Raw genomic sequence first — 24,191 nt, 5'->3', positions numbered from 1 at the left:
TAGAATAAGGATCTAAAATAAAGGAGGAAGAGACCGCCTTAAGGGTGACGGTCCGGACCCCATAGAATAAGGATCTAAAATAAAGGAGGAAGAGACCGCCTTAAGGGTGACGGTCCGGACCCTTAAAAAAATAATCAGGTGTTTTCATCGGGTTTCTTTTTATTCAGGTCCTCAGAAGGTCTTAAAATGAGGGGTTCCTCATCAATTGCACCTGAGTCATGCACCACACATTCCCCTATTCTCTCTCTTATTGCAGCGGGATCCTCAACATCCACCATGTCAACAAGTTCCACCTGTCTTCTGAACCTCTCTATGGCCTCATCAGGCATGTTCTCTATGTAGGGGATGGCGCCGGTGGCCCCGATTATCCTCCCGGTTTCTCCATCAACCCCGTTGCTATGGAGGGCCTTCATGGTCTGGCCTGTGATGTGACCCATGACCTCTGCACCGCATACAAGGAGGAATCTGAGGTTGGGATTTGCAATCACATTACCAACGACCTTCTCTATTCCAAGGTTCTCTGTGTGCAGTGGACCTGAAATTGCTGCGCCTGCCCTTACAGGCTCATCTTCCATGTGGGACCCGAGGGTGACAACCGCAACCGGACTTTCGGCATCACCAACCACATAGTCCCCAACTATGTGTGGCCAGTCCCCGGGTACCGGTTTCTTGTCAGCCATATAAACACCTCTTTAACCATCGGTTAATTTTTAACTTCTGGTTAAATTTTAACTTGTGGTTAAACATATATAAATCTTCCGGTAAAAGTCTTTTAAAGCTGCAGAACAGATATCCTACAGATGCAGAAAAGGTGAGTCAAATGGCCCCGGCTTCCAGGAGAGAACGTGAAAGGCAGGAAAGACAGATGCAGATAATAAGGGCCGCTGAGAAGGCATTCTTCGAGAGGGGCTACGACAAGGTGACCATGGATGAAATAGCAGAAAGGGCGGAAGTCAACAAGGCACTCCTCTACTACTACTTCAAAAATAAGGAGGCCCTATTCTTCGCCGTTAACCTTTACGGTGTAAGAATACTCCACAGGATGTATGAGGAATGTTCAGAACTTGAAACAGACGGTTACGGTAAGGTGAAGGCCATGGTGGATGCCCTTTACAGATTCTCAAAGGAACACCCTGACTACTTCAGGATATACTGCTACAGTGGCACAGAAAGATTTGAGATGAGCGAAGGTGAGGATGCAAGGGAGATAGTGGACCTCCGCACAGGGATGTGGAGACTCATGGTTGAGGCAATCATAGAGGGTATGAGGGATGGAAGCATTCGCAGTGACCTTGACCCTGTTGAGCTATCCATATACATCCATACACTGACCATAAATTCCCTCAACCTCGACCTCACATCAAGGATGGTTCTTGAGGCCAGAGAAATCGGGAGGGACAGATTCTGGAGGGACCTTGAGATATTCCTTGAATCGGCCCTGAAAAATCAGAAGCCAGAAAGCAGAGACCCATGAATAGCAGCCATAAGATAAATAACTATATAAGGTTTTAGATACAATCTGTAGTTAAAGTAAAGATAAGTGAGGAAAAGAATGAATATGGATGATGAAGTTAACTTCATGATAATAGATAACAGCCAGGAAGATAAAAAGAATCTTGGACTCCTCGTGGATGGTCCAAACATGCTCAGAAAGGAATTCTGCTCAGACCTTGACTTTGTTAAAAACCTCCTGGTTGACAGGGGAAACCTCAGGGTGGGTAAGGTCCTCCTCAACCAGTACGCCTCAGATAAACTCATCGAGGCAGTTGTAAACCAGGGATTCTCACCCATGATAGTCGCCGGGGACGTGGATGTACAGCTTGCAGTGGAGGCCTTTGAACTCATACACAACCCCCACATTGACGTGGTTGCACTGATGACACGAAATGCAGATTTCCTCCCCCTGATAAACATAGCAAAGGAGAACGGAAAGGAAACCCTTGTTATAGGTGCAGAGCCCGGGTTCAGCATAGCACTCCAGAACTCGGCAGATGACTCCATAAAGCTCATAAGTGAAGGTGTCTGATGGTGTACCGGAGAATACTGATACCCACCGATGGCTCAGATGACGCCAGGAAGGCAACAGAACACGCCTTCAAAATTGCGGAGATGAGTGGTGCAGACATCCTGGGGATAAGTGTGGTTGACACATCCTACAGGGAAGTCTGGGATGAGGATATCAGCAGGCGCATTGAAAGGATACTCAGAAAACAGGCAGAGAAGGCAATATCCATCCTAAAGGACGAATTTTCATCTATGCAGAGTAATGGTAGAATGAAGGAGTGCAAACTCGATACCCAGATACTTGAGGGCAACCCTGCAGAGGTTATCCTGGAGACAATGGAGGATGAGGATGTGGACCTCGTTGTCATGGGCAGTTCAGGTAAACACGGACTTGACCGCATAATATCCGGAAGTATAACAAGAAAGGTTCTTAAATCTGCAGAAACCCCCATACTGGTCGTTGGTTAATACGTGAAGGTGATTCAATGATAGGAAAAAAGACATTAAATGACGAGAAACTGGCGCTTATAACCTTCAGCGGCCCCCTAAGCAAAACAGATGAACTCATTGAAGAGGTTAGAGAATTCATCTCATCAGAGAACCTTGAAATAGCCGGTGACCCACTGGTGATATTCTACACAGGCCCCCTCAAGGATGATGGCCGATATGATGCAGGAATACCCATAAATGGCGAATCAGAGGGTGCCGGTGACATTAAAATTGTTACCATCCCCCAGCACACCGTCATATTTAATGAATACACTGAAAACAGGGATGAAGCCTATGATGAGCTCATAGCTTACGTAGAGGAGAACGGAATTGACATAATAGGGGCTCCCCGGGAGATATACCGTGAAAATGTAAGGGAAATACAGTTCCCTGTTATACTTTAAGGGAACTCCCGTTTTCAGCTACTACCTTTACTGCAAGCCCTCTCTTGAGGAAAATGTAAATTCAATTCCTGTTCTTTTCGATGATCTCCCTGAAGGAGTCAATCACATACTGAACCTGCCCATCAGTCATTCCATAGACACTGCACTTGAACCACTCAGTCTGCCCCCTCCTTATACCAACAATCCGCCTCTTCTTAAGTTCTTCGTAGAGGAAGAAACCCTTCCTGGGATGTGAAGATGCAATATCGTTGAATACAGGGGTTTCAAACCTCACAAGGTCATGTTCCTTGGGCCTCTTACCAATCTGCCTTATACCACCCATATTTTCAAGTTCGGAGACAAATCTACGGGTTTTTTTAATCTCATCATCCCACCGGGAAACCCTCTCCACAACGTGTGGGAAGGAAGCCATGAGGGTGGCAAGTGGTGCCCCCCGTGATGTGCAGCCCAGCATCTCGATCTCCTTCTTCTCATGCCTCCCCGACCTTCTGAGGAGGGTATCCTCCCATTCAGACCTCATCCCGAGAACACCTATCGGTCCAGAGGCTGCCATGCTCTTGTGTCCGCTTCCAACAACAAAGTCGACCCCCATCTTTCTGAGTTTAACAGGAAGACGACCCATGGAATAGGCGCAGTTCAGGAGTAGCGGGACACCCATCTTCCTGCATATCCTGGCTATCTCCTCTGCATCTGTGAGGTTACCGTAATTACCATCCACATGTGTTAGAACTGCAAGTTTAACATCAACCCTGTCAGCGGCCTCCTCAAGAACCTCCCTGTAGGTCTCAGGTTTTATCTCATGGTCAGGGTGTCCCGTTGATGGAACCTCAACCATCTCAAGCCCGTTCCTCTCTGCAGCAAGGTGTGTCGTGTAGTGTGCGTTTCCATCTGCAACTATGGTGTCACCAGCCTCACAGAGGGCATGCATCACCGCAAATTTACCCTCCCTTGCTCCATGAACTGTCCTCACAGCATCTGCGTCTATGAAATCTGCAAGGTCATCCAGGAAGCTGTTCACAGCTGGCCTTGTGACCTGGTCCAGCCTCCCCTCACAGTAATCACAGACACTGTAGCCATCCCCAAATTCATAGAGGGCCTTCCTGGCGGCTGCAGGTAAAACACCACCCCTCTGGAGGGGGTTGAGGTTGAGGTTATCCCTCTCAAGTGCCCTTGTAATACCATAATCAGCGCATTCCATAATCAATCACCCAGTAAATCAATGATCCTCCGATAAACATGATCACGACTATCAGGATCCACAACAAATACTCTTATGTCACCCCTCTCTCTTATACTTTGAACAAGTTTTCTGTGGACCGCTGCAACCACAGGAACATCTGAATTCAGCGCCTCATCAACAGCCCTCCTGAATCTCTCACTCTTAAGTTCCATTGGCGCTATTTCATCTATCAGGACACAGTCGTCCTCCCTAAGAGCCCTCATTATCGCTGGAACAGCGATTTCATCAACCACATCAACGTTTACACCGTACCTCCCCACCCGGGGCCCCATCCTATCCACCGAGGCAAGAAGGCCCCTTCTGCCTGACTTTATATCAACAACCTCAAAGCCAACCCTTGATGAGCCCTCCCTCACCTCCGGGGTGAATATGCCCCCAGTAGAAAGGCCTTTAAGTTCCAGGTGATCCTTTATTCTCTCAATGAGGGTGCTCTTCCCGCTTCCAGGTCTTCCTGTTATTAAAATCTTCACATGGCTCACTTCCTTATCCTCAGATAAGATTTTCAATACCCTCCCTCAGAGCCCATCCCCTTGCCTCTTCAAGTTCCTCCATGGAGGGGTAGCGGTTCAGTTCAGGGTACCATGATGCCCTGTAGAGGGGCCTGTACTGGCCCATGATGTTCATTACGGTGTCCTTCCCCAGGTTATCTGCGACCCATGATATGATGGGTTTTGTGCAGCACTCAAGGTGCCCTGGAATCACCAGGTGCCTTATCACCATATCCTCCCCCCTTATTCTGAGGTGATTCTCTGATACGACCTCAAAGTAGTCCTTTACGGCGGCAAGCTTCAATGCACAGTCACTGTTGCCAAATTTGAAGTCAGTGAGGTATAGATCCACGATACCAGCTAGGAGCCTCATGGATTCCTGTGAGAGGTACATGTTGCTGTTCCACACCACCGGTACACTGATTGATATCCCTTTGAGGACACGGAGAATGTATGGTAGTGACGGGGTCGGGTCTCCCCCAACGAAGTTAACGTTGGCTGATCCCATCCGCCTCCTCTCCTCTATGAGGGCTGCGAGGCGGTCCTCAGGGATGCTGACACCCAGAGAGGGGTTCTGTGATATATCCCAGTTCTGGCAGAAGACACAGTTCATTGTGCAGCCTGAGAAGAAGATCGTGTGACTGGGCACCAGCGGTGCCTCCTCACCGTAGTGCAGGAACTCCGATGCAACCAGGGGTGATTTAACACCGCATTTTCCAGTTTTCAGGTTACGATCAACACCACATCGCCAGTGACATAGTGAACATTTCCTGAACATCCTATTCGCAATTTCAATTTTCAGGTCAAGGAATGATTTTCCGCACTCCCCTGAACACTTAACCCCCAGCTCTATTCTTTCATGTTCCCGCCAGAGTTCACTGGTCCCTGAATCCCTGCTGAAGGATGCCGGAGTGGCCTTTGCCTCAAGAAATCCTGCGTCCTTCCTTCCATCCCTCACATCAAGGTAGTGGCCAAGAGCATCTCTCAGTGACATCTTAACCTGTTACATGGATACACGGTCAAGTTTCCGTTCTAATCCCTCGATTTCATCATGCTGACATCTTAACCTGTTACATGGATACCCTCAACAATGAGGGGTGATGTTACAAAGTCTCCAATCTGCCTCCTCTCAAGGTCGGTGGATGAGACATTCCTCATGAGGTCGAATATGTTACCTGATAACATTGCCTTCTTCACCGGCCTGAATTCGCCCCCCTCAACCATGAAGGCGTTGTTGGCCTCAACCGAGAAGTCACCTGAGATTGGGTTTGCTGTGTGGGCACCCAGCACATCAGTCACGTATATCCCGCTGAAATCATCAGCCGAAACCTCATCCCCAAATTCAAGTACGAAGTTTGTGGTTGAAACCAGGGGTATGTCAGAGTAGCTTCGCAGCCCATTACCTGTGCTCTCACATGAACCCCTCGATGCAGTGTAGATGCTGTGTATGTAGCCCTCAAGGACTCCATCAGCGACAAGGAGTGTTCTCTGGGATGGTGTGCCCTCCCCATCAAAGGGTGAGGATCCAAGACCCCCCCTCAGTGTGCCATCATCGTATATGCTGAGGTCAGGGGATGTTATCTCAGTGCCGATCCTATCAGCCAGGATGGATCTCCCCCTCTGAACGTTATCTGCACTGAATGCAGCGGCAAATGTGCCAAGCAACCCTGCAGCTGCATGGTAGTCAAGCACAGCTGACATCCTTCCACTCTCAACATTTTCACCGCCAAGGGAATCCCTCGCTATCCTGCAGGCCCTTCCCGCTATCCATTCAGGGTCTATGTCCATGCTGCATGATGAATCAGACTCATATGCTGTTGTCCTGGACCCGTTTTTTTCGGCATTAACCGATATATATGCTGAGAATCCCGTTGACTTTGATGAAGCCTCAACGCCCTCCGAGTTCATAATGAATGTTTCAACCAGGGATGCTGAAAACCCCCCACTTGTTGGTCTGCAGCCCTCATCAAGTGTTTTATCAACCATCACCTCTGCGATGCTGGCAGATTCCCCGACGTCCAGTTCCATGAATGATCTGTCAAAGATCTCCTTCACCGTGGGGTAGCTGGCTGGCGCGGAGAATCCAAAATTTTCATCTGGATCAGCCAGCCTGAGATTCTCTGTGGCCATTTGAACGGCTAGCTGAAGATTCGATGGATCTGAGGTGTATGCAAAGCCCATCCTACCCCCCTTAAGTACCCTTATACCGATACCCGTCATGGACTCTATCTTTCCAAAGTCTATGAGGTCCCTCTGAACCTGCACCTCAACGGTATGTTCCCTTTCAATGTAGACCTCAGCCATCTCAGCATTCCTTAAGGCCATCCTGAGGGCCTTTTCCGCAAAATCAAACATCAGATATCCACCCCTGCAAATTTATGGATGGCTTCCCTAACTCCATCGCCATATTCCCCTGCAGTAACATAATCTGCCATTTCCCTGAGCTCAGGGGCTGCATTGGCAACTGCCACGCTTAAGCCCGCCCTTTCAAGGAATTCCATGTCGTTTTCACTGTCTCCTATGGCCATGACATCAGATATTTCAATTCCCATTGACTCTGCCACAATTTTGAGGGAAGAGCCCTTATTTACCTGGGGGTCTGTAAGGTGCACCGCAAAGCCCGTGTCATAGACCTCAACATCAAATCCATCAAGGGCATCCCTGATTGCCTGAACAGGGATCTCCCTGGTGATTGCAACCTCAGATAACCTTAGATCAGAGAACTGGACCTTCCTGACAGGGTAAATCTTTCTAAGGTGATTGTAGGCTGTTTCGGCCTTCCTGATATCACCCAGGACCTTTATGTCTCCATCAGAGTATATCACGCCGCCATTTTCAGCCACAACACCGCCGCCTGTCCCTATAAGGACTGATGCTGCCATTGCAAAGCACAGGACATTCCCTGTCACGATTATGACAGGTATTCCTTTTTTTTCAGCGCCCCGAAGGGCCCTGAGAGCGCTAATACAAAGTTTTCTGGAGCTGTCGGTTATGGTGCCATCTATGTCAACTGCAATGGCCCTCATCACTGCACCCTGAATGAACTGTAGCGGTAGGCTATGTTGCAGGTCCCCTCCCTTGAAACCATACAGGCTCCCACGGGGTTTGTGGGCGTGCACCGGGTCTTAAAGAGTGAACATTCCTCCGGCCTTGCAACGCCCCTCAGTACTGCGCCGCATATACAGCCTGTGGGTACCTCAACAGTATCCCCAACATCAATATCGAATTTTTCCCTTGCATTGAACTCTGAGAATTCATCCCGGATCTCATATACAGATCCCGGTATGACAGGGAATCCCCTCCACTCCCTCTCGGTTATGCGGAAAACCTCATCCATCGCCTGCTGGGCCTTGATGTTACCCTCAGGTTTCACCGCCCGCCTATATTCATTCTCAACCTTTGCCTCGCCCCTTTCGATCTGCCTGAGTATCATGTACACCGCCATGAGTATGTCAAGGGGGTTGAATCCCGCTATGACCTGAGGTATTCCGTAGTCCCTTGAGAAGGGCTCATAGGGTTTCATGCCGATTATGGTTGATACATGACCTGGCTCTATGAGGGCGTTGAGGTTAACCTCCCCTGATTCTATGAGGAATTTGAGTGCTGGAGGTATCAGCCTGTGGCAGGATAGGACTGAAAAGTTCTCTGGTGGCCCTGCCAGTATCTCCGATGCTGTTGTTGGTGCGGTGGTCTCAAAGCCGGCAGCCATGAAGACGACCTCCCTGTCAAGTTTCCTTGCTATATCCACAGCGTTTCCCACTCCGTAGACTATCCTGACATCGGCGCCCTCTGCCCTGGCATCAGCAAGTGACCCCTCTGAACCAGGGACGCGGAGCATGTCACCGAATGTTGTGATTGTAACGCCCTGCCTTGCAAGTTCAATGCACTCGTCTATCTCCCTTGCAGGGACGCAGCAGACAGGGCATCCCGGTCCGGCCACCACCTCAACCTCATCCGGGAGGAGTGATCTTACTCCATGCTGCATTATAGTATGTTCATGTGAACCGCAGACATGCATTATTTTAACAGGACGTGATATTTCATGTATCCTTGAAACCAGTTCCCTTGAAAGATTTTTCATAGGCTACCACCAAGTTATAGTTAAGGTCTATTTATCATGATCCATATATATAACTGGCAGTCAGTGAATGAAATGATGTCAATGATAATACTGATATTTCTCAATCAATTAAGGACGGGGAAACCATGTCACCTATCATATTAACATTAATCTTCTGCGCCTCACTCATTGGTGTTATAAGATCCGCGGACATCTTTGTGGACAGAATCGTTGACATCGGGAGGGCGCTTGGAATATCCCAGATAATACTGGGGGTTACGGTTGCAGCTGCAGGGACATCTCTCCCGGAATTCGGATCCGCCATGATATCCGTCCTTACAGGTAGCCCTGAGCTCGGTGTGGGCGTGGTGATAGGTTCAAACATATGGAACATAGCAGGTATCATAGGGATATCTGCCATTCTCTCCTGTGCTGTTACAACAAACAGGGACGAGATCCGAAGGGATGGATTATTCGGGCTTCTCAGCATCCTGATACTTTCATCTTTCATGCTCATGGGGTCCATCGGTCCACTTACAGGTGCCGTTCTCATCAGCCTCTATGGTGTTTACCTTCTAATTCTTATAAAGAAGCAGAGGAAATATTACACAAGCCACATAGAGGGTGGTGATGCTGGCTGGAAGACCATTGTAACTGCAGTTTTAAGTTTCGCCGGGCTTGTGGTGTTCTGCAGGGTACTGGTTTACAGTGCAGTTGAAATTGCCGTGGCTCTCCACATTCCTGAGATGATAGTCGGCCTGTTTGCCCTCGCCATTGGAACAAGCCTTGCTGAACTTGTTGTCGCTGTTAACTCCGCAAGGAAGCACATGTGCAGCCTCTCACTGGGTACTGTACTTGGAAGCAACATATTCAATATCCTCATAGGCATAGGGGTTCCCTCATTATTCGTGAAAATCCCTGTTGAGCCCCTCTCAGTGGTACTTGATGCCCCCATTCTGATAGCTGTGACGTTTATTGTAATGTACTTCATGTGGACGGATATGGAGCTTAGAAGAGTGGAAGGGGTCGTTCTTATCATTATATACATAATTTATGCTGCCTTAAGAATAGCAATCACAGGGTGAATTAAAAAATAAAAGGAAATGGTTTATTTTCTTCTGGATATAGCTGAACCTGCTGCCACAAGAAGCAATCCTGCAACAAGTGCAGCTAAAGGTGCTCCTGTTGGCTTCATCGGTACAGTTCCCGGTCCTGGTTGAGGTCCTGGTTGAGGTCCCGGGGATGGTTCAACATCGATCTCAACTTCTGTCGTGTTGTTGCCCCCGCTTGATGAACCTGAACTCACGGTTGCAACGTTCACAAATGTGCCGCGCCTTATGAGCTGGACCACCATTTCAAGGACAGCGCTTGAGCCTGCTGGGAGGTCGCCTATCATCCAGACACCGGTTGACGGGTTGTATGAACCGACGGTGGCGCTGGAGGATATGTACCTCATGGCATCTGGCAGTCTGTCGGTAACCATTGTGTTGAGTGCTGTGTCGGGTCCATTGTTGGTTACTGTTATGGTGAACCTGACGTTCTGACCCACGCGCACAGCCCTTCGATCCACTGTCTTGTTAATTGTAAGCTCCGCCCTCGGGTTCACTGTTACGGTGGCATTTGCACTCGTATCAGGGTTCGGGTTGTAGGTATCCGCCGTTACATCCGCAACGTTGATTAGGGTCGTGTTACTCACAGCAACCCTTGCAACAATATCCAGAGCAGCAACAGCACCCTTAACCAGTGAACCAACCAACCAGACACCCGTCAAGTTATCATAGGTTCCCTGGGTGGCACTGTAACTCAGATACTCAAGACCAGCTGGAAGCAGATCCGTAACAACAACACCCACTGCAGTATCAGGACCCATATTCATCACTGAAACCGTAAACCTCACAGTATCAGTGGAGTTAACCACTGTAGCATTGGCCACCTTATCTATCACAAGGTAGGCTGCAGGTGGTATGTTAACCGTCACCTCTGCAGTGTTGTTCTCAGGATACGGATCAAACTCTTCACCAACAGCAAGGACCCTGTTTACAACATCACCCGTTGTATTCACAAGCATGGTGAAGTTCAGAGTCGCTGATGAACCAGCTGCAAGATCCCCGACTATCCATATGCATGCAAGTGGATAGCATACTCCCTGTGATATCACATGGGACACATATACAAGTCCCTCAGGTGGTTTCTCTGTTAAAGTGACCCCTGTCGCATTATCAGGTCCATTGTTCCTAACAGTCACATAGAAGGTTATCTGATCACCGAAATTCGGTGATGAGTTACTTACCGTCTTCGTGACTGAGATGTCTGCAGATGGGTTCACATTGAGTAACGCTGTGGCATTGTTGTTTGAGATTACGGGATCAGACTGGTCGGCTGAGGCATTGACATAATTTGTGAAGATACCTGCAGCATTTGCCAGTACCTCAAGCATAAGAGTTGCTGATGCCCCATTTGCCAGGTTGCCCACTGTCCAGACTCCGCCAGCGAAGGTTCCCTTGGATGGAGTTGCGCTGATCAGTGAGAGTCCTGCGGGAAGAATATCCTCCACAGTGACACCCGTCGCATCGTTTGGCCCGTTATTTGTGACTGTTACCGTGAAGTTGGTGCTCTGCCCATTGTTGATGGGTGTTAAGAGGACCGTCTTCTGAACCGCGATATCTGCAATTGCCTGTCCATTAAGGGCGCCTGCTGCGTGGTTGTTGGTCATGTCAGGATCATATTCATTGGATGTTACTGATACTGTGTTTATGAATTCACCGGTACCGTTAACAAGGACCGTCAGGTTTAGTGTCTCTGATGCGCCCGGTGCAAGTGAATCAACCGTCCAGACGTTGAACTCTGGGAAGTAGATCCCCGCAGATGCCTCATGGGACTGATAGACAAGGCCTGCCGGTAGTGTATCAACTGTCCTCACAACTGTGGCCGTGTCCGGTCCAAGGTTCGTTACTGTGATGTAGAAAACGACGGTTTCACCGAAGTCCGGTGATGTGTTGCTAACGGTCTTGGTGATCTTAACATCCGCTGATGGCCTCACATCGACTGTCACTGCATCCACGTTGTCCTGGGGCAGTGGGTCAGGAAGCTCTGATGATACATTGACAATGTTGGTCTGGAATCCTGTCTGGGTTGCCCTGACAACGAGCGTCAGGGTTGCCTGGAATAGCTCTGGAAGTGATCCCACATTCCATGTTCTGGTTGCCTCACTGAAGGTTCCCTGTGTGGCCGTGTAGGATATGATGGATAGACCTGCAGGGAGAAGATCCGTTACAACCACGTTGGATGGTGTGTCAGGACCAGCGTTCCTCACGGTTATGGTGAAGATTGCTGTTTCCCCGTTATTTATAACGGGCCTGTCAACGGTCTTCTGGATGTTCAGATCGGCTGATACCGCATTCAAAAGTGATACTGCATCATTATTTGTCCTATCAGGGTCTTTTTCATTACCGGTTACTGATACCGTGTTGTTGGAATCTCCTGTAGTATTAACAAGGACCGTGAGGTTCATCAGGGCTGACGCAGCTGCATTAAGCGTTCCTATCGTCCATACACCTGTTAATGGGTTGTATGAACCCTGTGTAACCGTGTGGCTCAGGTAGACGAGTCCAGGTGATAGGACGTCAGCGACATTCACTCCGGTGGCCGTGCTCGGACCAAGGTTCGTAACTGCAACTGTGAACGTTACATTGGATCCGAAGTTGGGCCTCGGGTTGTTGACGTTCTTTATGATACGGAGATCCGCCACGGGGATTCCGGTCACGTCGCAGGTATCGTTGTTGTTATCCGGGTTGGGGTCAAAGTTCGGTGATGTTATATTTGCAAGGTTTGTTAGCAGGCCTGTGGCATTGACCTTTGCAAGTATTGTTAGTGTTGCCACCTCAAGGTAGTTGAGTGTGCCAACATACCATGTGCCGTGGTGTAGATACCCTTTGGATGGTGTCGCGCTGACCAGTATGAGTCCAGCTGGTAGTATATCCTCCACCAGAACTCCGGCTGCATTATCAGGACCCCTGTTGCTCACCGTGATTGTGTACTGGATGGTATCACCCACATAGGGTTCAGGATTGTTCACGGACTTGTCGATGGTAAGGTCTGATGCTGGTGGAGAGTTCAGGGCTGCTGATGCATAGTTGTTCGCCATGTTGGGGTCAAAGATGTCACCGGTCACATTGGCATTGTTGACAATGGTTCCAGTTGCGGTGACCACTGCTGTGATGTTGAGTGTCACTGTTTCAAAGTAGTTTAGGTTTCCTATGGTCCAGATACCGGTGCTGTTGTTGTAGGTACCCTTTGATGCCGCTGCTGATACGAATTCAAGGCCCGGAGGCAGGTTGTCAACCACATAGACTCCTGTTGCATTGTTTGGTCCATAATTCACAACTGTGAGTGTGAATCTGACGGTGTCCCCTATGTTGGTTGCCGTGTTATTGACGGACTTTGCAATTGCAAGGTCAGCCTTCTCAACTGCCCTGATGGTGATATTCTCACCGAAGTCTGAGTTGTAGTGGTAACTTGAACCGCTCCCGTCTGTTATAAGCCCAAAGAGCCTTGTTACGCCAGCGCCAGTCACGTTAAAGAGCCAGACTGATACAAAGTTCTTCTGACCCGGTGAGTCAAGGCGCACATTGTTGCTGGTGTTGGGCCCATATGTTACTGTTACATTCAGCGGCTGAAGAATGGCGGGGTTGTAGTTTGTAAGTGGAAGGTTAACAACATCATAGGTTGAAGCCGTCTTTGATACAACGGTGACAGCGATCACATCCCCTATGGCTGGTGTGGGATTGCTCACGGTTATGGAGACCACATCGTTACGGTTCTGTGATACAAGTTTCTCCACGTATAGCGTACCGTTTATCGTGTCTGCTGATCCTGTATTGGTGCCCCCAACTGTTACCGTGTAGTTCCTTGATGTTAGATAGGCAAGGCTATTTCTTGAAATCTCCACGAGGTAGAACACGTCCACAGTGGCCCCTGGGGCTATATCCCCAAGGTACTTATTTGCGGTCTCATTTGTAGCCAGATAAATGTATGGATTGGTTGAAGTGAAGGTTAAATTTGCTGTTACATTGTTTGCGATTGTTAGGGCATTATTCTTAACCCTGATCTGGATGAGGTGCTGGTTTGGCCCGACGTTCACATTGTTGTGGTCAAGTCCAATGATATCCCATGAACCCTTGGTCAGGTTCAGGGTCCCGAGCCTGAAATCGGCAGTGGCTATTCCTGACTCATCAAGGGTCACAGTCTTTGATGGTATCACATGCCCTGGAGCAACCGCTGATACCACAAATGTCCTATCAGGTGACTGGAGACTGACAGAGTATCTCCCATCAGCACCTGTTACACCTGAAGCAAGATTAGAACCATTCATGGACGCTACATTTATAACTGCACCCTCAAATGGTTCTGTACTGTTACAGTACGTCACCGTACCGGTTATAACTGAATCTGAGTCTGTCTGGTTTTCAGTGTCTGCGGCGCTTGCAGTTCCAGCTGCAACCATTAGAATAAGAATCGCCAGTGTCAGTGTAAATTTTCTCATTTTTCACCCCCCTTTCAGTTTTTTTACACAATTTCTTTATGTAATCCGAGGTATTTATAATGTGCTAAATGATCCCCATTATACATGAAAATCCTTAAGGTATGGCTTCAAGGTGTAGCTGAAGAAAAATGGTAGAAAGCACGCATTTCGATTTCATGGTATATATGGGCTCGTCAAAATCAGACGATTTTGCATGAATATTTATATAATAAAATTGAACACATATTTATGAAATCAGTTCTTCTCCTTGGAAGGGGGCTCTCAGAGTACATCAACATGTTCAACCTTAAGCATGATGAACTTGCAGGAAAGAGAATACTTGACTGTGCCGCAGGTGTGAGTTCCTTCAGAAGCGAAATGAAGAGAAAGGGTTTCGATGTAACTGCAGTTGACCCTATCTACAGTAGAAAACCAGATGAACTTGAAAATCTGGCAGAAGAGAGTTTTAAGAGGCACAGAAGATCCCATTGTGAGTTCTTCAGGGACATTAAGGTCAAGGGTCTGCCACTTGAGGATTACAGGAGGGCTGTCTTCAGGGAATTTATGAGTGACTACCGGGAAGACCCATCGGGTTACATTGCCGGGGAGCTACCCCATCTACCATTCAGTGACCTGCAGTTTGATCTTGTGCTTTCCGCAAATCTTCTCTTCCTCTATGAGGATAAACTGAGTTACAGATTTCATGTTGAGGCGGTGCGTGAGATGCTGAGGGTGGGACGGGAGGTGAGGATATTTCCAGTTACCAACATTCACAGAAGGAGGAGGTCCATATACATTGAGGGGATACTGAGAGAATTTGCTGATCATGAAATACTTATCCGGCGCGTCCCATACCATGAGGAGACGGGCTGTAATGAAATGTTGATTATAAAATCAATTGAGAGTTGATGATATGATTCATCATTTATAAGGGATGTTTTTCTGTGAGAAGAGTTATCATTGCTGCTTTAATTGTAGCGATTGTTTTCGTGGGATCTGTGGCCTTAAGTGGATCTTCCTATGGCCTTATATCCTCATCAAAGGCCATCAAGATTGTTAAAAAATCCGTTCCCGGAGATTACAGTAGGTTAAAGCTGAAGGCGAAGCTAATAAAGAAGCCCCCAGGGCACATCTCAGGTTTTAATGCGAGGGGGAAGATTGTCCGTCTTAGAATTAAGAGGCCTGTCTACCATGTCCTGGTGTATGACTGGAATTCCTCCAGTTCCACCTACAGAATGGTGATTGGTGAGGCATGGGTTGACGCTGTAAGTGGAAGGTTTCTCTGTGGGGCCGGATGACCCCCTCTTTTATTCGTTATAGGTATATATTACGAAATTACTTTCCCATTCGACAATATATTTCCATACGATTCCGTCTAGTTTAAAGCCGAGCCGATATTTTGATATTTCAAGGAAATAATTACTGAGAATCCTTTGTTTCAATATACATATAAGTCTAACTGCAATAATGTAATTTACTTATAAAGGCAGACCTAGATAATAAATTCAATAGGATTTTTCTCAATTCCTATGATATCTATATATAAATAATTCTTATTAGGCAATCTATAGATCAGGATAGAATCCGAAGTTTCATCAATCAACTCTTTAAGGCCGCTTTTTATTTCATTGAATTGTGCTCTACTGATCTCACCCTCAAATACAGAATTCTGTCTCCAGTGAAGATATGTTTTCAAAAACTTGTGCACTTTATTAACTCTGTTAACATCTACATCATAAACTACAAGTAAATACATGCAACCACGCAACCAGATACTCATCTACAACCGCCAATCCCATCATAAACTACAAAATACACAAGCACCTAAGTTACCACCATGCTTTAAAACTTTCATACTCCTGATCTCCTAGAACATGTTTGATTAGTTTATACGCCTCTAATCGCATCAAATATTTGTATGAAACTTTTCTTTTGATTTTCGGATGTTTTATGGTTGTATCAAGTTTATTTTGATATTCCTTCAAAAAAAGTTGCTTTCCTCTATCATTAAGCATAACCCCAACATCCCTCTCAAAATCCTTTTCAGAAATCATTTTATTATTCACTAACTTAAATATGACTCTACCGACTATCAATGGCTTAAAGATATCCGCAATATCAAGAGAAAGTGAAAACCTCCTTTCAGCAGGTTCATGTAGAAAACTGATAGAAGGATGAAGGTACGTATGATAAATCTCTGATAATGCACTCACATAAAGCAGAGAATTACCAAATGAGATTAAGGCATTGAGTTCAGTTGTTGGGGGTCTTATCTCCCTCTTTACCATTTTAAATTTTTTTAGAATACAATTGAAGCTCTGATAATACGCATTCCACATGCGTCCCTCACTACTCATCAGTTGGGGGATATCCCCTTCCACATTCTCCTTTTTTATGGTATCTATGTATGAATCAACATCTTTACCTTTCTTTCTATAGTATTTCAAAGACTTAATTAAGTTGTGTCTGATACCTAAAACCATCTCTTTAGCAATCTGAGACCTTTTAGCGGAGTCAATGTAATGTTCAGATTGTTTCACCACCACCAGTCCAGAATTGAGCTGTAATCTAGGATATAAAGATCCTTCATAATAACCATATTTATTGAAAAAATTAACAGGTATGCCCATTTTCATTAGCATAGATGATGCTCCTGACTTCAGGGTAACCTTCCCATAGCAATTTATTTCATTTATACGGTTAACTGGTAATGGTTTTTTAATATCTTTATTGATAAAATATAAAGTGTTTCCTCGGCGAGATAATGTCCCATGGGAAGTTATATACAAAGGATCCTTCATATAATCTCTCCTTTTTATGCCATGCAAAATTCATAATAACTGCATCTACGACAGTAATGCCTAAAAATAACAGGTGGTGGGTTTTCTTTTTTTAGGATTTGCTTTACGTTATCCACTAGTTCCTCTATTTCCTCTTCAATTTTTCTTGTCAATTTAACTTCTTCTCGTTTCTTCTCTGTGGGGTAAAGGATTACTCCCTTAACATCCCTTCCTGTAAATTTTTTGATATACCATAAGTAATAATAAAGCTGATATCTAACGGGCTCTTCAAGTTTACTTGATTTTTTTATCTCAAAAACAGTCAAGTTTTTGTTATTTATAAAATCTATAGCAATATCCCCAAAATTTATGCTCTTATTCTTCCGAGAATAACTCTTCTCATGGATTAATCTTCCAATAAGAATATCTTCATTATCGTAATTCATGTTTATCTGCTTTGAAAATAACCATAGCTCTCTTTTACAAGCTATATAGTACTGTATCATCACACCTGTTACTCTCATGGAAATCAAATTCAAATAAAGTTCCAATCATCCTCTTCTTGCAAATCAAGTCCAATTTCATAATCGTAATTGAATCCATGAGCAAGATAAAATCTCTCCATCTCGTCTATCTTACCCTCCTTTAACATTTTAATAAAAAGCCACTTTGGTATGCCAACCGTATTTTCAAATCTGTCAATATTTTCTCCATCAGCAAGAACCGCTGGAACAACATCAATTTTTGCAAAGCGCTCATCAATGTCCCGCAGAGCTAGTAATCTAGAAATCTCCTCTAAATCCTCCGTTCTAAACCTGATAGTGTAGGGACCTTTTTTTCCTATAACAACGTCGTATTTATCATAACCCTTTTTAAATTTATTTTTAAATTCAAAGTAGATATCTTCAAGTTCAAAGAGGGATCCATAAAGATTTGATACCATTTCAGCCATTTCACCAAGGGAAGGGGTTCCTTCTTTAACTATAGTTTTTGAGCATTCTATCACATTTTTTCCATAAGGATACACCCACTGTCCCCTATCATTTTCAGCCTCAATGTCCATCGATATGTAAATCTCCCCAATTTTTTCAGGATCTTTATTTCTGTTTATTCTTCCAGCCCTCTGTGTTATAGAGTCAAGTGGAGCTATTTCAGTAAACAATAAATCGAAATCTATATCTAAGGAAATTTCGACTACCTGAGTCGCAACCAAGACCAGGCCTCTATCTTTCCATTTCTCTTTAAGTTCAATTTCATTCTCTTTATCCTTCCTATCCTTTTTAGTGAATTGTGAATTGTAAAGTATGAGATCCGTGGATTCATTAGGTGATTTTCTTGTATTAAAAAATCCTGATTTCTTTAGACATCTATAAAGTTCTTTAGATCTGCTTACAGTATTAGTAACTACCAAAACCTTCTTTTTTTCATTGAAAGCATGGATTATATGATCTATTACATCTGTTATCTGAGAGTTTTCTGTTTTTAAAATGAAGGGCTTGTAATCAAAAAGCTCATTTTCAGTTATTATTCTGTATTCTAATCCTTCTAAAAGAGTTTTTTCAATGTTTTTGGGAAAGGTAGCGCTCATTATTGTAAATTTGCACCCCCTCCCTTTAAGTTCATGCAATATCCTTTTAAGGGCCCCCAGCATCTGCCAATCATAGGAGTGTATTTCATCAATTATTAGAAGTGAGTTTTCAATATTCAACTGTGAAAGGGGCCATTTTTTTATGTTAAAAAAACTAAGAATGAATGAATCCAATGTTGATACGGTTACAGGCTTTGAAAATGTCTTATTAAGTATACTTTCTCTCCATATCGTTTCATTATCAGTATATTCCTCTCTAAGTATAATCGAGGAGGATCCGTGCAGTATGCCTACGTTTTCGTTCCCGAAGTAATGTTTCAGACGTTTGTACATTGAATTACTCGTGACCTGGGTCGGCATTGTGTATATTATTTTGGTATGTTTATTTCTCACATTGTTTAGGGCCCATAGAAGTGCCGCCTCTGTTTTCCCTTCCCCAGTAGGTATTTTTATAACAAGGTTTTCATGGCTCTGAGAAGCCTTTTCCTGGAAAGCTTTTTTAACAAAGTTTCTTCCCTTCTTAAAGGCTCTGAATTTAATTTTTTCCAAGAATTCATCCTTTGAAATAAATTCATGGCTTATGTTGTATGAACCGCTTGCAGACCAGTCTGCTCTTATTAAATTACCCGTTATAAATCCATAGATCTCTTTTACCTTTTTCTTCTCCAGAATGCTGGCTTCGCTGAGAAAATTATTTAGACTATCTAAAATTCCCTTTTCATCGAAATTCCAAGAAAATTTAGCCCTTAATAGGTCATGAGGATTTTTAGAGGGCATTTTAAACTTAAAGTTGTAAGTGCATTCCTTATTAAAAAATTTTTTATAATACTCAGGATATCTAAAAGCGAATTTAATTGTTTCTTTGAAGTAAATGGGTGGTTCCATGTCCTTAAATTTTTCATCAGAGTAAATATCCTCATGTAAAACCGTGTGATGTGTGAGTACTGCGAGTGTAACGTAATCAATGCCATTTATGGTCAGGCCAAGATCGTGTGTAAAATAGATTGAGTAAAGAGGATGGTATGATTTCCCCTTGTTTAAAATCTTATCATTGTAAAATTCCATGGTTCCCTTTCCCAGGTCATGGAAAAAAACCGAAAAAAAGAGCGAATCCAGTAGAGATTGTTTGTTAATATCATTTCTTTCTGCAAATGAATCAATAATTTCTCTGTTTTCATCTAAAAAATCCTTGAGAGAATTCAAAGCGCTTTCAGTGTGTTCTTTCAGAGTAAAGGAGCCATCAGTAGCAGTCTTTGCTATAATATTCTTTTCAAAAAAGGATGGATCTATGCCATAAATTTTAACAAATTCATCCTTATGTTTAACTACAAAATCCCTTAGTCCAATCATGGCATGCACTCTGATCTTAGTCATTGGCTCAGATCATTTCTATGTTATATGAATATTCTCTGTCAAAATAAATTTCCTTGCTTTCATTGAGCATAAATTCGAACCCAAGGAACTCCACGATCTGAACAAAGTCTACTGGTTTTCGAGGGATTACTTCTCTGTTGAAGTTAAGATTAGTGGTAATTATCCTAGGTGGAAATAATACCTGAAGGCCATTCTCTATAGGGTGATGAGTGTATTTCATTCCCTCAGTGTAACTAAAGATGCTATGTACAACCGAATCTTTTTTGTAGTCCATTTCAATCTTTTTTATATCTCTTATGAGAACCATTTCATCGTCCATGCCAAGAGAAGGTATCCTTGAGGGATACCTCAAAAATTTAAAGATATCCTCAAGAACAGACTCCTCGGCAGAGATGTATATCAGGAATTTGCCTCTGTAAATCTTTTCACGTTGTAATATGTCTCGACCAGCTCCAGCAGGTTTCCATTTTTTGAAGGTCCATGCATCATTGAAAATTGATTCTATGTACAATGGTACTATACCAACCTTGATATCATTAAGAAGATTGTAGTATCCTTCCTCGTTCTTGCCCATAATATTTGCCAGAAGCCCCGCTATCTGTGTCTTAGTCGGTGCAAGGTATGTCAACTGAAAAACTGATGTCTGGGGTATTCTAAAGGAATTTATAAGTCCCTCTGCAATGAACCTCACTGCTTCCATTTTAACACCGTTAAGCCCATTTCTTCACACGGTCAAGAGCTCTGTTAACCGAGGTTACATCATCAAATGATGATTTTATCTCTTCCTCATTGGAAAATATTCCTGAACGTATACCTATGCAGCACTCCTCGATTATTTCGCTGAACTCGTCTATTACTTCCTTTATGTACTCTATTTTAATGTTTCCATTTTCATCAATGTCAAGTGAATTGAGGAAAATTGGGGTTCCTGCTTTCTGGAGAGTTACAACCACTAGTTTGGGAGTTAAATCATCAAGAAGCCTCGCCTTTTTTGCTCCCCCATCGATGGTTTTTATTGCGTCAACAAGGTACCCTATCCGTGATCTCTTTTCTTCAGAATCTATGACATCCTTAATCTCATAGCTCATTTCATCAACACTAGCCCCTATCGCGTCAAGGTCCATTACAATATTTCCTCTCATGAAATTAAAGGTGTTTATCTCAACTTTAACTAGATCCCCGCCTTCTTGCCCCTCTTTCTTTCTTGTAAGAAAATCTGTCTCCCCCTTCCACGGAAATATACTTATGAGAGGCGATACCTTTACAGGAGACCAGCGCCTGAGGGCCATTTTTCCTGAGCCCTTAGCTGCTTCCATAAATCCAAATAGATCAAGATCGGGATGGTTATTTAGTATGTCAGTATATCTCTCATCTCCTTTACTTTTAGCTTCAATTATATATTCACCATTCTTATCTAACTTTGTAATTTTCATTCCCAGTTGATTCATTGTTTCCTTCAAGTAGTATCTCATTGCCTGGCCTGAAACATATGGGAAATAATTTCCTTTACTATCCTGAACTTTCTTCAAAACTACCATGTTACCTGGGTTTTCACTGCTGTTTAGGTTGTCTATGTTAACCTTGGTAATGTACCCAATATTCACAAATTTTCGACTCATTTTAAGATCCTCCTTTGTTTTTAGCATATATAGCCGATAGATATTTCTGTATAGCATAAATAGCAAGGTAATTCCTTATCAAAAGGATTTTCTTGTTATTATCCGCTTCTTCAAGGAGGTCATTTATCAGTTTGCTGTATGTTTTACCTGTTTCATTTTCTTTAGAATTCCATAGAGCTCCAGCGTTTTCTTTCATTATTTCATATTCAAGGTTCTTAAAAAACTCTGTAAGTCCTTCTAGATTTCCTATTTCTCTCAAAGGGTACATTATATCTTTATTTCCATATTGGGCTGCGAAATATCCTATTCTATCTCCCACAAGTCGGCATATCCTATGTAATTCTTTTAATTCCGTCATTCCAGTTACCTCCAAGTATTCCTTAAGAAATTGATAGAGTAATGGGGGGCTCAAAACCGAGGGTTTATCCAAGGAAAGATTGTAAAAAGATAGATCCATAATGACAGGGTCCAAAGGAAGACCAAGAAGTATTCTCCTTGAAAGTTCCTTCCTTGGCAAATTCTTGCCTTCAGACTTATTTATATCCTTATAATAAGCATAATTTATTATTGTTTTTAAAAATAAATTCTCTGAACTGTTTTTTATGGTTTTGGTCCTATCAAAGAATTCTGATATATATGAGAGTTTGTTATATACCCTTAAATCATCTACTCCCCTCCCAGTTACCATAAAGCAAAAGACAGAGAGATAGGACAGATCATCCATACTAATGATTTTAGATTTGATTTTATAAAGTAACAATAGTAATTTTGAATAAACGTCAGTTGCGGCAAAATCCCCTGCAACAATGAAATTAGAACCATTATTTGATTCCTCAATATAGTCCATAGGGATTTTCAAATTCTTTTTGACATGATAAAGAAACCTTAAAGAAGGTGCTGCGACTATAAAAACGTTGTTTTTCTGGAAATAATTATTAATAAGACCATATCTGTATATCAGATCACATATAAAACAAGCTGTTATGTCTTTTCCCGATCTTAAATCTCTGAAAGAGGGCTTTGAATCTCCTGTTCCAAAATCAAATATCAGATTCGAAGATAATATTTTGAATTCCTTCTCTTTACTTTCATCGTCAAGGTATTTGGAATATTTAAGCCCGCAAAGGAAACATTCATCACCTTCCAAAATCTCCTTTATTCGCGATGCTATCTTTTTACCAAGTTCCTCAGGTTCAAGGTAAATCATGACCTCGCTCTTTTTACCGTACTGAAGACTCTCATTTTTACCTATCTTCTTGTCAAATTTTTTTTTCACTTCGAGTTCTCTTTCTTTTAAAAGCTGCAATTTTTCTTTGGAAACCTTAACTCTTGGTAAAAGGTGATTTGTCCTTTCTGATCTCTGAAGAAATGGTTTAACATTCAGTTTTGGTCGTATTAAAACATCATCAGTCTTCTGATCATAATAAGGTTTGTAGTTTTGGGTTTCTTCAAATACTCTTGAATAATAAATACTTCTTAAAATATAATATGATTCTTTTAAATCCTCAAATCTTCCCTTGAACTCAAGACACGTATCTTTAAGTATAAAATCTGAATTTTTGTACTTCACTTTGTATTCGTCAACTTTTTCAAATCTTTTATCTGATCTTAACTCTGAAAATATATTCACAATCCCGTTGTCATAGAGAAAGTCGTGTTTGTCAAAGTTTATTTCAAGCATTTTTAAGACTCCCCATCGTATTTAACATTCCAAATCCAAGTGAATTCTTTTCTCCAAGGCCACAATTCAGTAAAAAATAGTAAAACTTCTTATTATCCATGTTAAACTTCTCAAGATTTTTCCAGAGCGTGCCTATTACTATAAAAAGTTTATCTGCCTTTTTGAGTCTGACTGCGACTTCACGACCATATTCAAGCCTATCAAAAATGTTCCCCTCAAAGTAGTACTCCTCATCATAAAATGAATTATATTTCTTGAGGGCGTTTTCTTTCAGGCGATCCATGAAAAACTGAAAGTCGTGAGTCTTCTTCATTGAGAAATAGTAATTCTTTCTAACATCCTTATAGAGGACAATGGGAGTACTGGTTATGAACTGTCTTTCAAGTCTGGGTTTGAATAGACTTACGGATTCTATTTTAACTGGATAATTACCAAGATATGCTGATTCTCTCTTTTTCAATTCCTTTTCAAGTGTCTTTATGAGCTTAAAATTAGGAGAAGATATTATTATGTTTTTTAATTCTCCTTTTTTAAAATCAGATAGTGGGAAGATGTTAGAGAAACAAAAATACTTAAAGCCCTCCATGTCATGGTAATCGTGAAATGAATTACTTCTCTTTAAAAAAGAATAGATAAAACCTTGAATAGTGTAGTTGTTAATTGAGGAATATTTGAACGATTCATCACTTTTAAATTTGATAAGTAATCTCATGAATTCACTGCACCTCAATTTCATTTATTGAATTGAATCATGAAGTAGTGACCATCAAATATACTACTATAAAAGTTATATATATAATTATCTATTAAATAAGAATAATAAATTTTTAATTTGTATGTTAATAGTTAGCTCATTAATGGCTATTATTATAATATTTAGCACCTAATTATTTCATCACATTAAACTCTGCTCCTTATTTCATCACATTAAACTCTGCTCCTT

General features: G+C 43.1%; 23 protein-coding genes. 7 read left to right on the top strand and 16 right to left on the bottom strand.

The window, feature by feature from the left end:
- Positions 1–134: 134 nt before the first annotated feature.
- Positions 135–680, bottom strand: coding sequence for a tetrahydromethanopterin S-methyltransferase subunit A (gene mtrA, locus ACPLJI_RS07380; RefSeq protein WP_424730844.1), 546 nt, complete (start codon positions 678–680; stop codon positions 135–137).
- A gap of 140 nt (positions 681–820) precedes the next feature.
- Between mtrA and ACPLJI_RS07375 the strand changes: the two genes are divergently transcribed.
- From ACPLJI_RS07375 to ACPLJI_RS07360, 4 genes are all read left to right on the top strand, one after another.
- Positions 821–1,474 carry a TetR/AcrR family transcriptional regulator gene (locus ACPLJI_RS07375; protein ID WP_424730843.1) on the top strand — a complete coding sequence of 218 codons (654 nt, stop codon included), beginning with the start codon at positions 821–823 and terminating at the stop codon, positions 1,472–1,474.
- Positions 1,475–1,552: 78 nt separating this feature from the next.
- Entirely contained in the window at positions 1,553–2,026 is a 474-nt protein-coding gene (locus ACPLJI_RS07370) for a TIGR00288 family NYN domain-containing protein (protein ID WP_424730842.1), read from the top strand.
- Complete coding sequence (locus ACPLJI_RS07365; protein WP_424741201.1) at positions 2,026–2,472, top strand: universal stress protein; 447 nt, start codon at positions 2,026–2,028, stop codon at positions 2,470–2,472. The genes ACPLJI_RS07370 and ACPLJI_RS07365 overlap by 1 nt, the downstream gene beginning before the upstream one ends.
- 17 nt (positions 2,473–2,489) lie before the next feature.
- Positions 2,490–2,897 (top strand): transcriptional regulator, encoded by a 408-nt coding sequence (locus ACPLJI_RS07360; RefSeq protein WP_424730840.1) that lies wholly within the window; start codon positions 2,490–2,492, stop codon positions 2,895–2,897.
- Between the two features lie 61 nt (positions 2,898–2,958).
- Here ACPLJI_RS07360 and pscS read toward each other — a convergent pair whose 3' ends face one another.
- The 6 genes from pscS to hypD all read right to left on the bottom strand — a co-directional run bounded on the left by pscS (position 2,959) and on the right by hypD (position 8,706).
- Positions 2,959–4,095, bottom strand: a complete 1,137-nt coding sequence (gene pscS / locus ACPLJI_RS07355) for an O-phospho-L-seryl-tRNA:Cys-tRNA synthase (RefSeq protein ID WP_424730839.1) — start codon at positions 4,093–4,095, stop codon at positions 2,959–2,961.
- 2 nt (positions 4,096–4,097) lie between these two features.
- Positions 4,098–4,607, bottom strand: a complete 510-nt coding sequence (locus ACPLJI_RS07350; RefSeq protein WP_424730838.1) for an NTPase — start codon at positions 4,605–4,607, stop codon at positions 4,098–4,100.
- Positions 4,608–4,626: 19 nt separating this feature from the next.
- Positions 4,627–5,619 (bottom strand): radical SAM protein, encoded by a 993-nt coding sequence (locus ACPLJI_RS07345; RefSeq protein ID WP_424730837.1) that lies wholly within the window; start codon positions 5,617–5,619, stop codon positions 4,627–4,629.
- Between the two features lie 68 nt (positions 5,620–5,687).
- Entirely contained in the window at positions 5,688–6,980 is a 1,293-nt protein-coding gene (locus ACPLJI_RS07340; protein ID WP_424741200.1) for a TldD/PmbA family protein, read from the bottom strand.
- Positions 6,980–7,651, bottom strand: coding sequence for a phosphoglycolate phosphatase (locus ACPLJI_RS07335; protein WP_424741199.1), 672 nt, complete (start codon positions 7,649–7,651; stop codon positions 6,980–6,982). Before ACPLJI_RS07335 ends, ACPLJI_RS07340 begins: the two co-directional genes overlap by 1 nt.
- On the bottom strand, positions 7,651–8,706 hold the full coding sequence (hypD, locus tag ACPLJI_RS07330; RefSeq protein WP_424741198.1) for a hydrogenase formation protein HypD: 1,056 nt from the start codon (positions 8,704–8,706) through the stop codon (positions 7,651–7,653). Before hypD ends, ACPLJI_RS07335 begins: the two co-directional genes overlap by 1 nt.
- Positions 8,707–8,831: 125 nt before the next feature.
- Between hypD and ACPLJI_RS07325 the strand changes: the two genes are divergently transcribed.
- Positions 8,832–9,770 (top strand): calcium/sodium antiporter, encoded by a 939-nt coding sequence (locus tag ACPLJI_RS07325; protein WP_424741197.1) that lies wholly within the window; start codon positions 8,832–8,834, stop codon positions 9,768–9,770.
- Between the two features lie 23 nt (positions 9,771–9,793).
- Here the strand turns inward: ACPLJI_RS07325 and ACPLJI_RS07320 are convergent, their stop codons facing one another.
- Entirely contained in the window at positions 9,794–14,227 is a 4,434-nt protein-coding gene (locus ACPLJI_RS07320) for a DUF11 domain-containing protein (protein WP_424741196.1), read from the bottom strand.
- 228 nt (positions 14,228–14,455) lie between these two features.
- Between ACPLJI_RS07320 and ACPLJI_RS07315 the strand changes: the two genes are divergently transcribed.
- Complete coding sequence (locus ACPLJI_RS07315; protein ID WP_424741195.1) at positions 14,456–15,115, top strand: hypothetical protein; 660 nt, start codon at positions 14,456–14,458, stop codon at positions 15,113–15,115.
- Between the two features lie 35 nt (positions 15,116–15,150).
- A complete protein-coding gene (locus ACPLJI_RS07310) occupies positions 15,151–15,504 on the top strand; it encodes a hypothetical protein (RefSeq protein WP_424741194.1) in 354 nt (117 codons plus the stop codon).
- A gap of 194 nt (positions 15,505–15,698) precedes the next feature.
- On the opposite strand, the gene cas2 is transcribed toward ACPLJI_RS07310, so the two are convergent.
- The 8 genes from cas2 to cas6 all read right to left on the bottom strand — a co-directional run bounded on the left by cas2 (position 15,699) and on the right by cas6 (position 23,960).
- On the bottom strand, positions 15,699–15,962 hold the full coding sequence (gene cas2 / locus ACPLJI_RS07305; RefSeq protein WP_424731431.1) for a CRISPR-associated endonuclease Cas2: 264 nt from the start codon (positions 15,960–15,962) through the stop codon (positions 15,699–15,701).
- Between the two features lie 73 nt (positions 15,963–16,035).
- Complete coding sequence (cas1b, locus tag ACPLJI_RS07300) at positions 16,036–17,007, bottom strand: type I-B CRISPR-associated endonuclease Cas1b (protein ID WP_424731430.1); 972 nt, start codon at positions 17,005–17,007, stop codon at positions 16,036–16,038.
- Positions 17,008–17,021: 14 nt separating this feature from the next.
- On the bottom strand, positions 17,022–17,492 hold the full coding sequence (cas4, locus tag ACPLJI_RS07295; RefSeq protein WP_424731429.1) for a CRISPR-associated protein Cas4: 471 nt from the start codon (positions 17,490–17,492) through the stop codon (positions 17,022–17,024).
- A gap of 29 nt (positions 17,493–17,521) precedes the next feature.
- Positions 17,522–19,924 (bottom strand): CRISPR-associated helicase Cas3', encoded by a 2,403-nt coding sequence (gene cas3, locus ACPLJI_RS07290; protein WP_424741193.1) that lies wholly within the window; start codon positions 19,922–19,924, stop codon positions 17,522–17,524.
- Between the two features lie 28 nt (positions 19,925–19,952).
- A complete protein-coding gene (cas5, locus tag ACPLJI_RS07285) occupies positions 19,953–20,648 on the bottom strand; it encodes a CRISPR-associated protein Cas5 (RefSeq protein ID WP_424731427.1) in 696 nt (231 codons plus the stop codon).
- Positions 20,649–20,658: 10 nt separating this feature from the next.
- The gene (cas7i, locus tag ACPLJI_RS07280; RefSeq protein ID WP_424741192.1) at positions 20,659–21,567 is read right to left on the bottom strand and encodes a type I-B CRISPR-associated protein Cas7/Cst2/DevR; all 909 of its coding nucleotides are present in this window, start codon (positions 21,565–21,567) and stop codon (positions 20,659–20,661) included.
- Between the two features lies 1 nt (position 21,568).
- The gene (locus ACPLJI_RS07275) at positions 21,569–23,248 is read right to left on the bottom strand and encodes a hypothetical protein (protein ID WP_424731425.1); all 1,680 of its coding nucleotides are present in this window, start codon (positions 23,246–23,248) and stop codon (positions 21,569–21,571) included.
- A complete protein-coding gene (gene cas6 / locus ACPLJI_RS07270) occupies positions 23,241–23,960 on the bottom strand; it encodes a CRISPR-associated endoribonuclease Cas6 (RefSeq protein ID WP_424731424.1) in 720 nt (239 codons plus the stop codon). Before cas6 ends, ACPLJI_RS07275 begins: the two co-directional genes overlap by 8 nt.
- Positions 23,961–24,191: the final 231 nt, after the last annotated feature.

The sequence above is a fragment of the Methanothermobacter sp. genome (assembly GCF_049720995.1).
Taxonomy (GTDB): Archaea; Methanobacteriota; Methanobacteria; order Methanobacteriales; family Methanothermobacteraceae; genus Methanothermobacter.
This window is presented reverse-complemented; position numbering and strand designations above follow the sequence as displayed.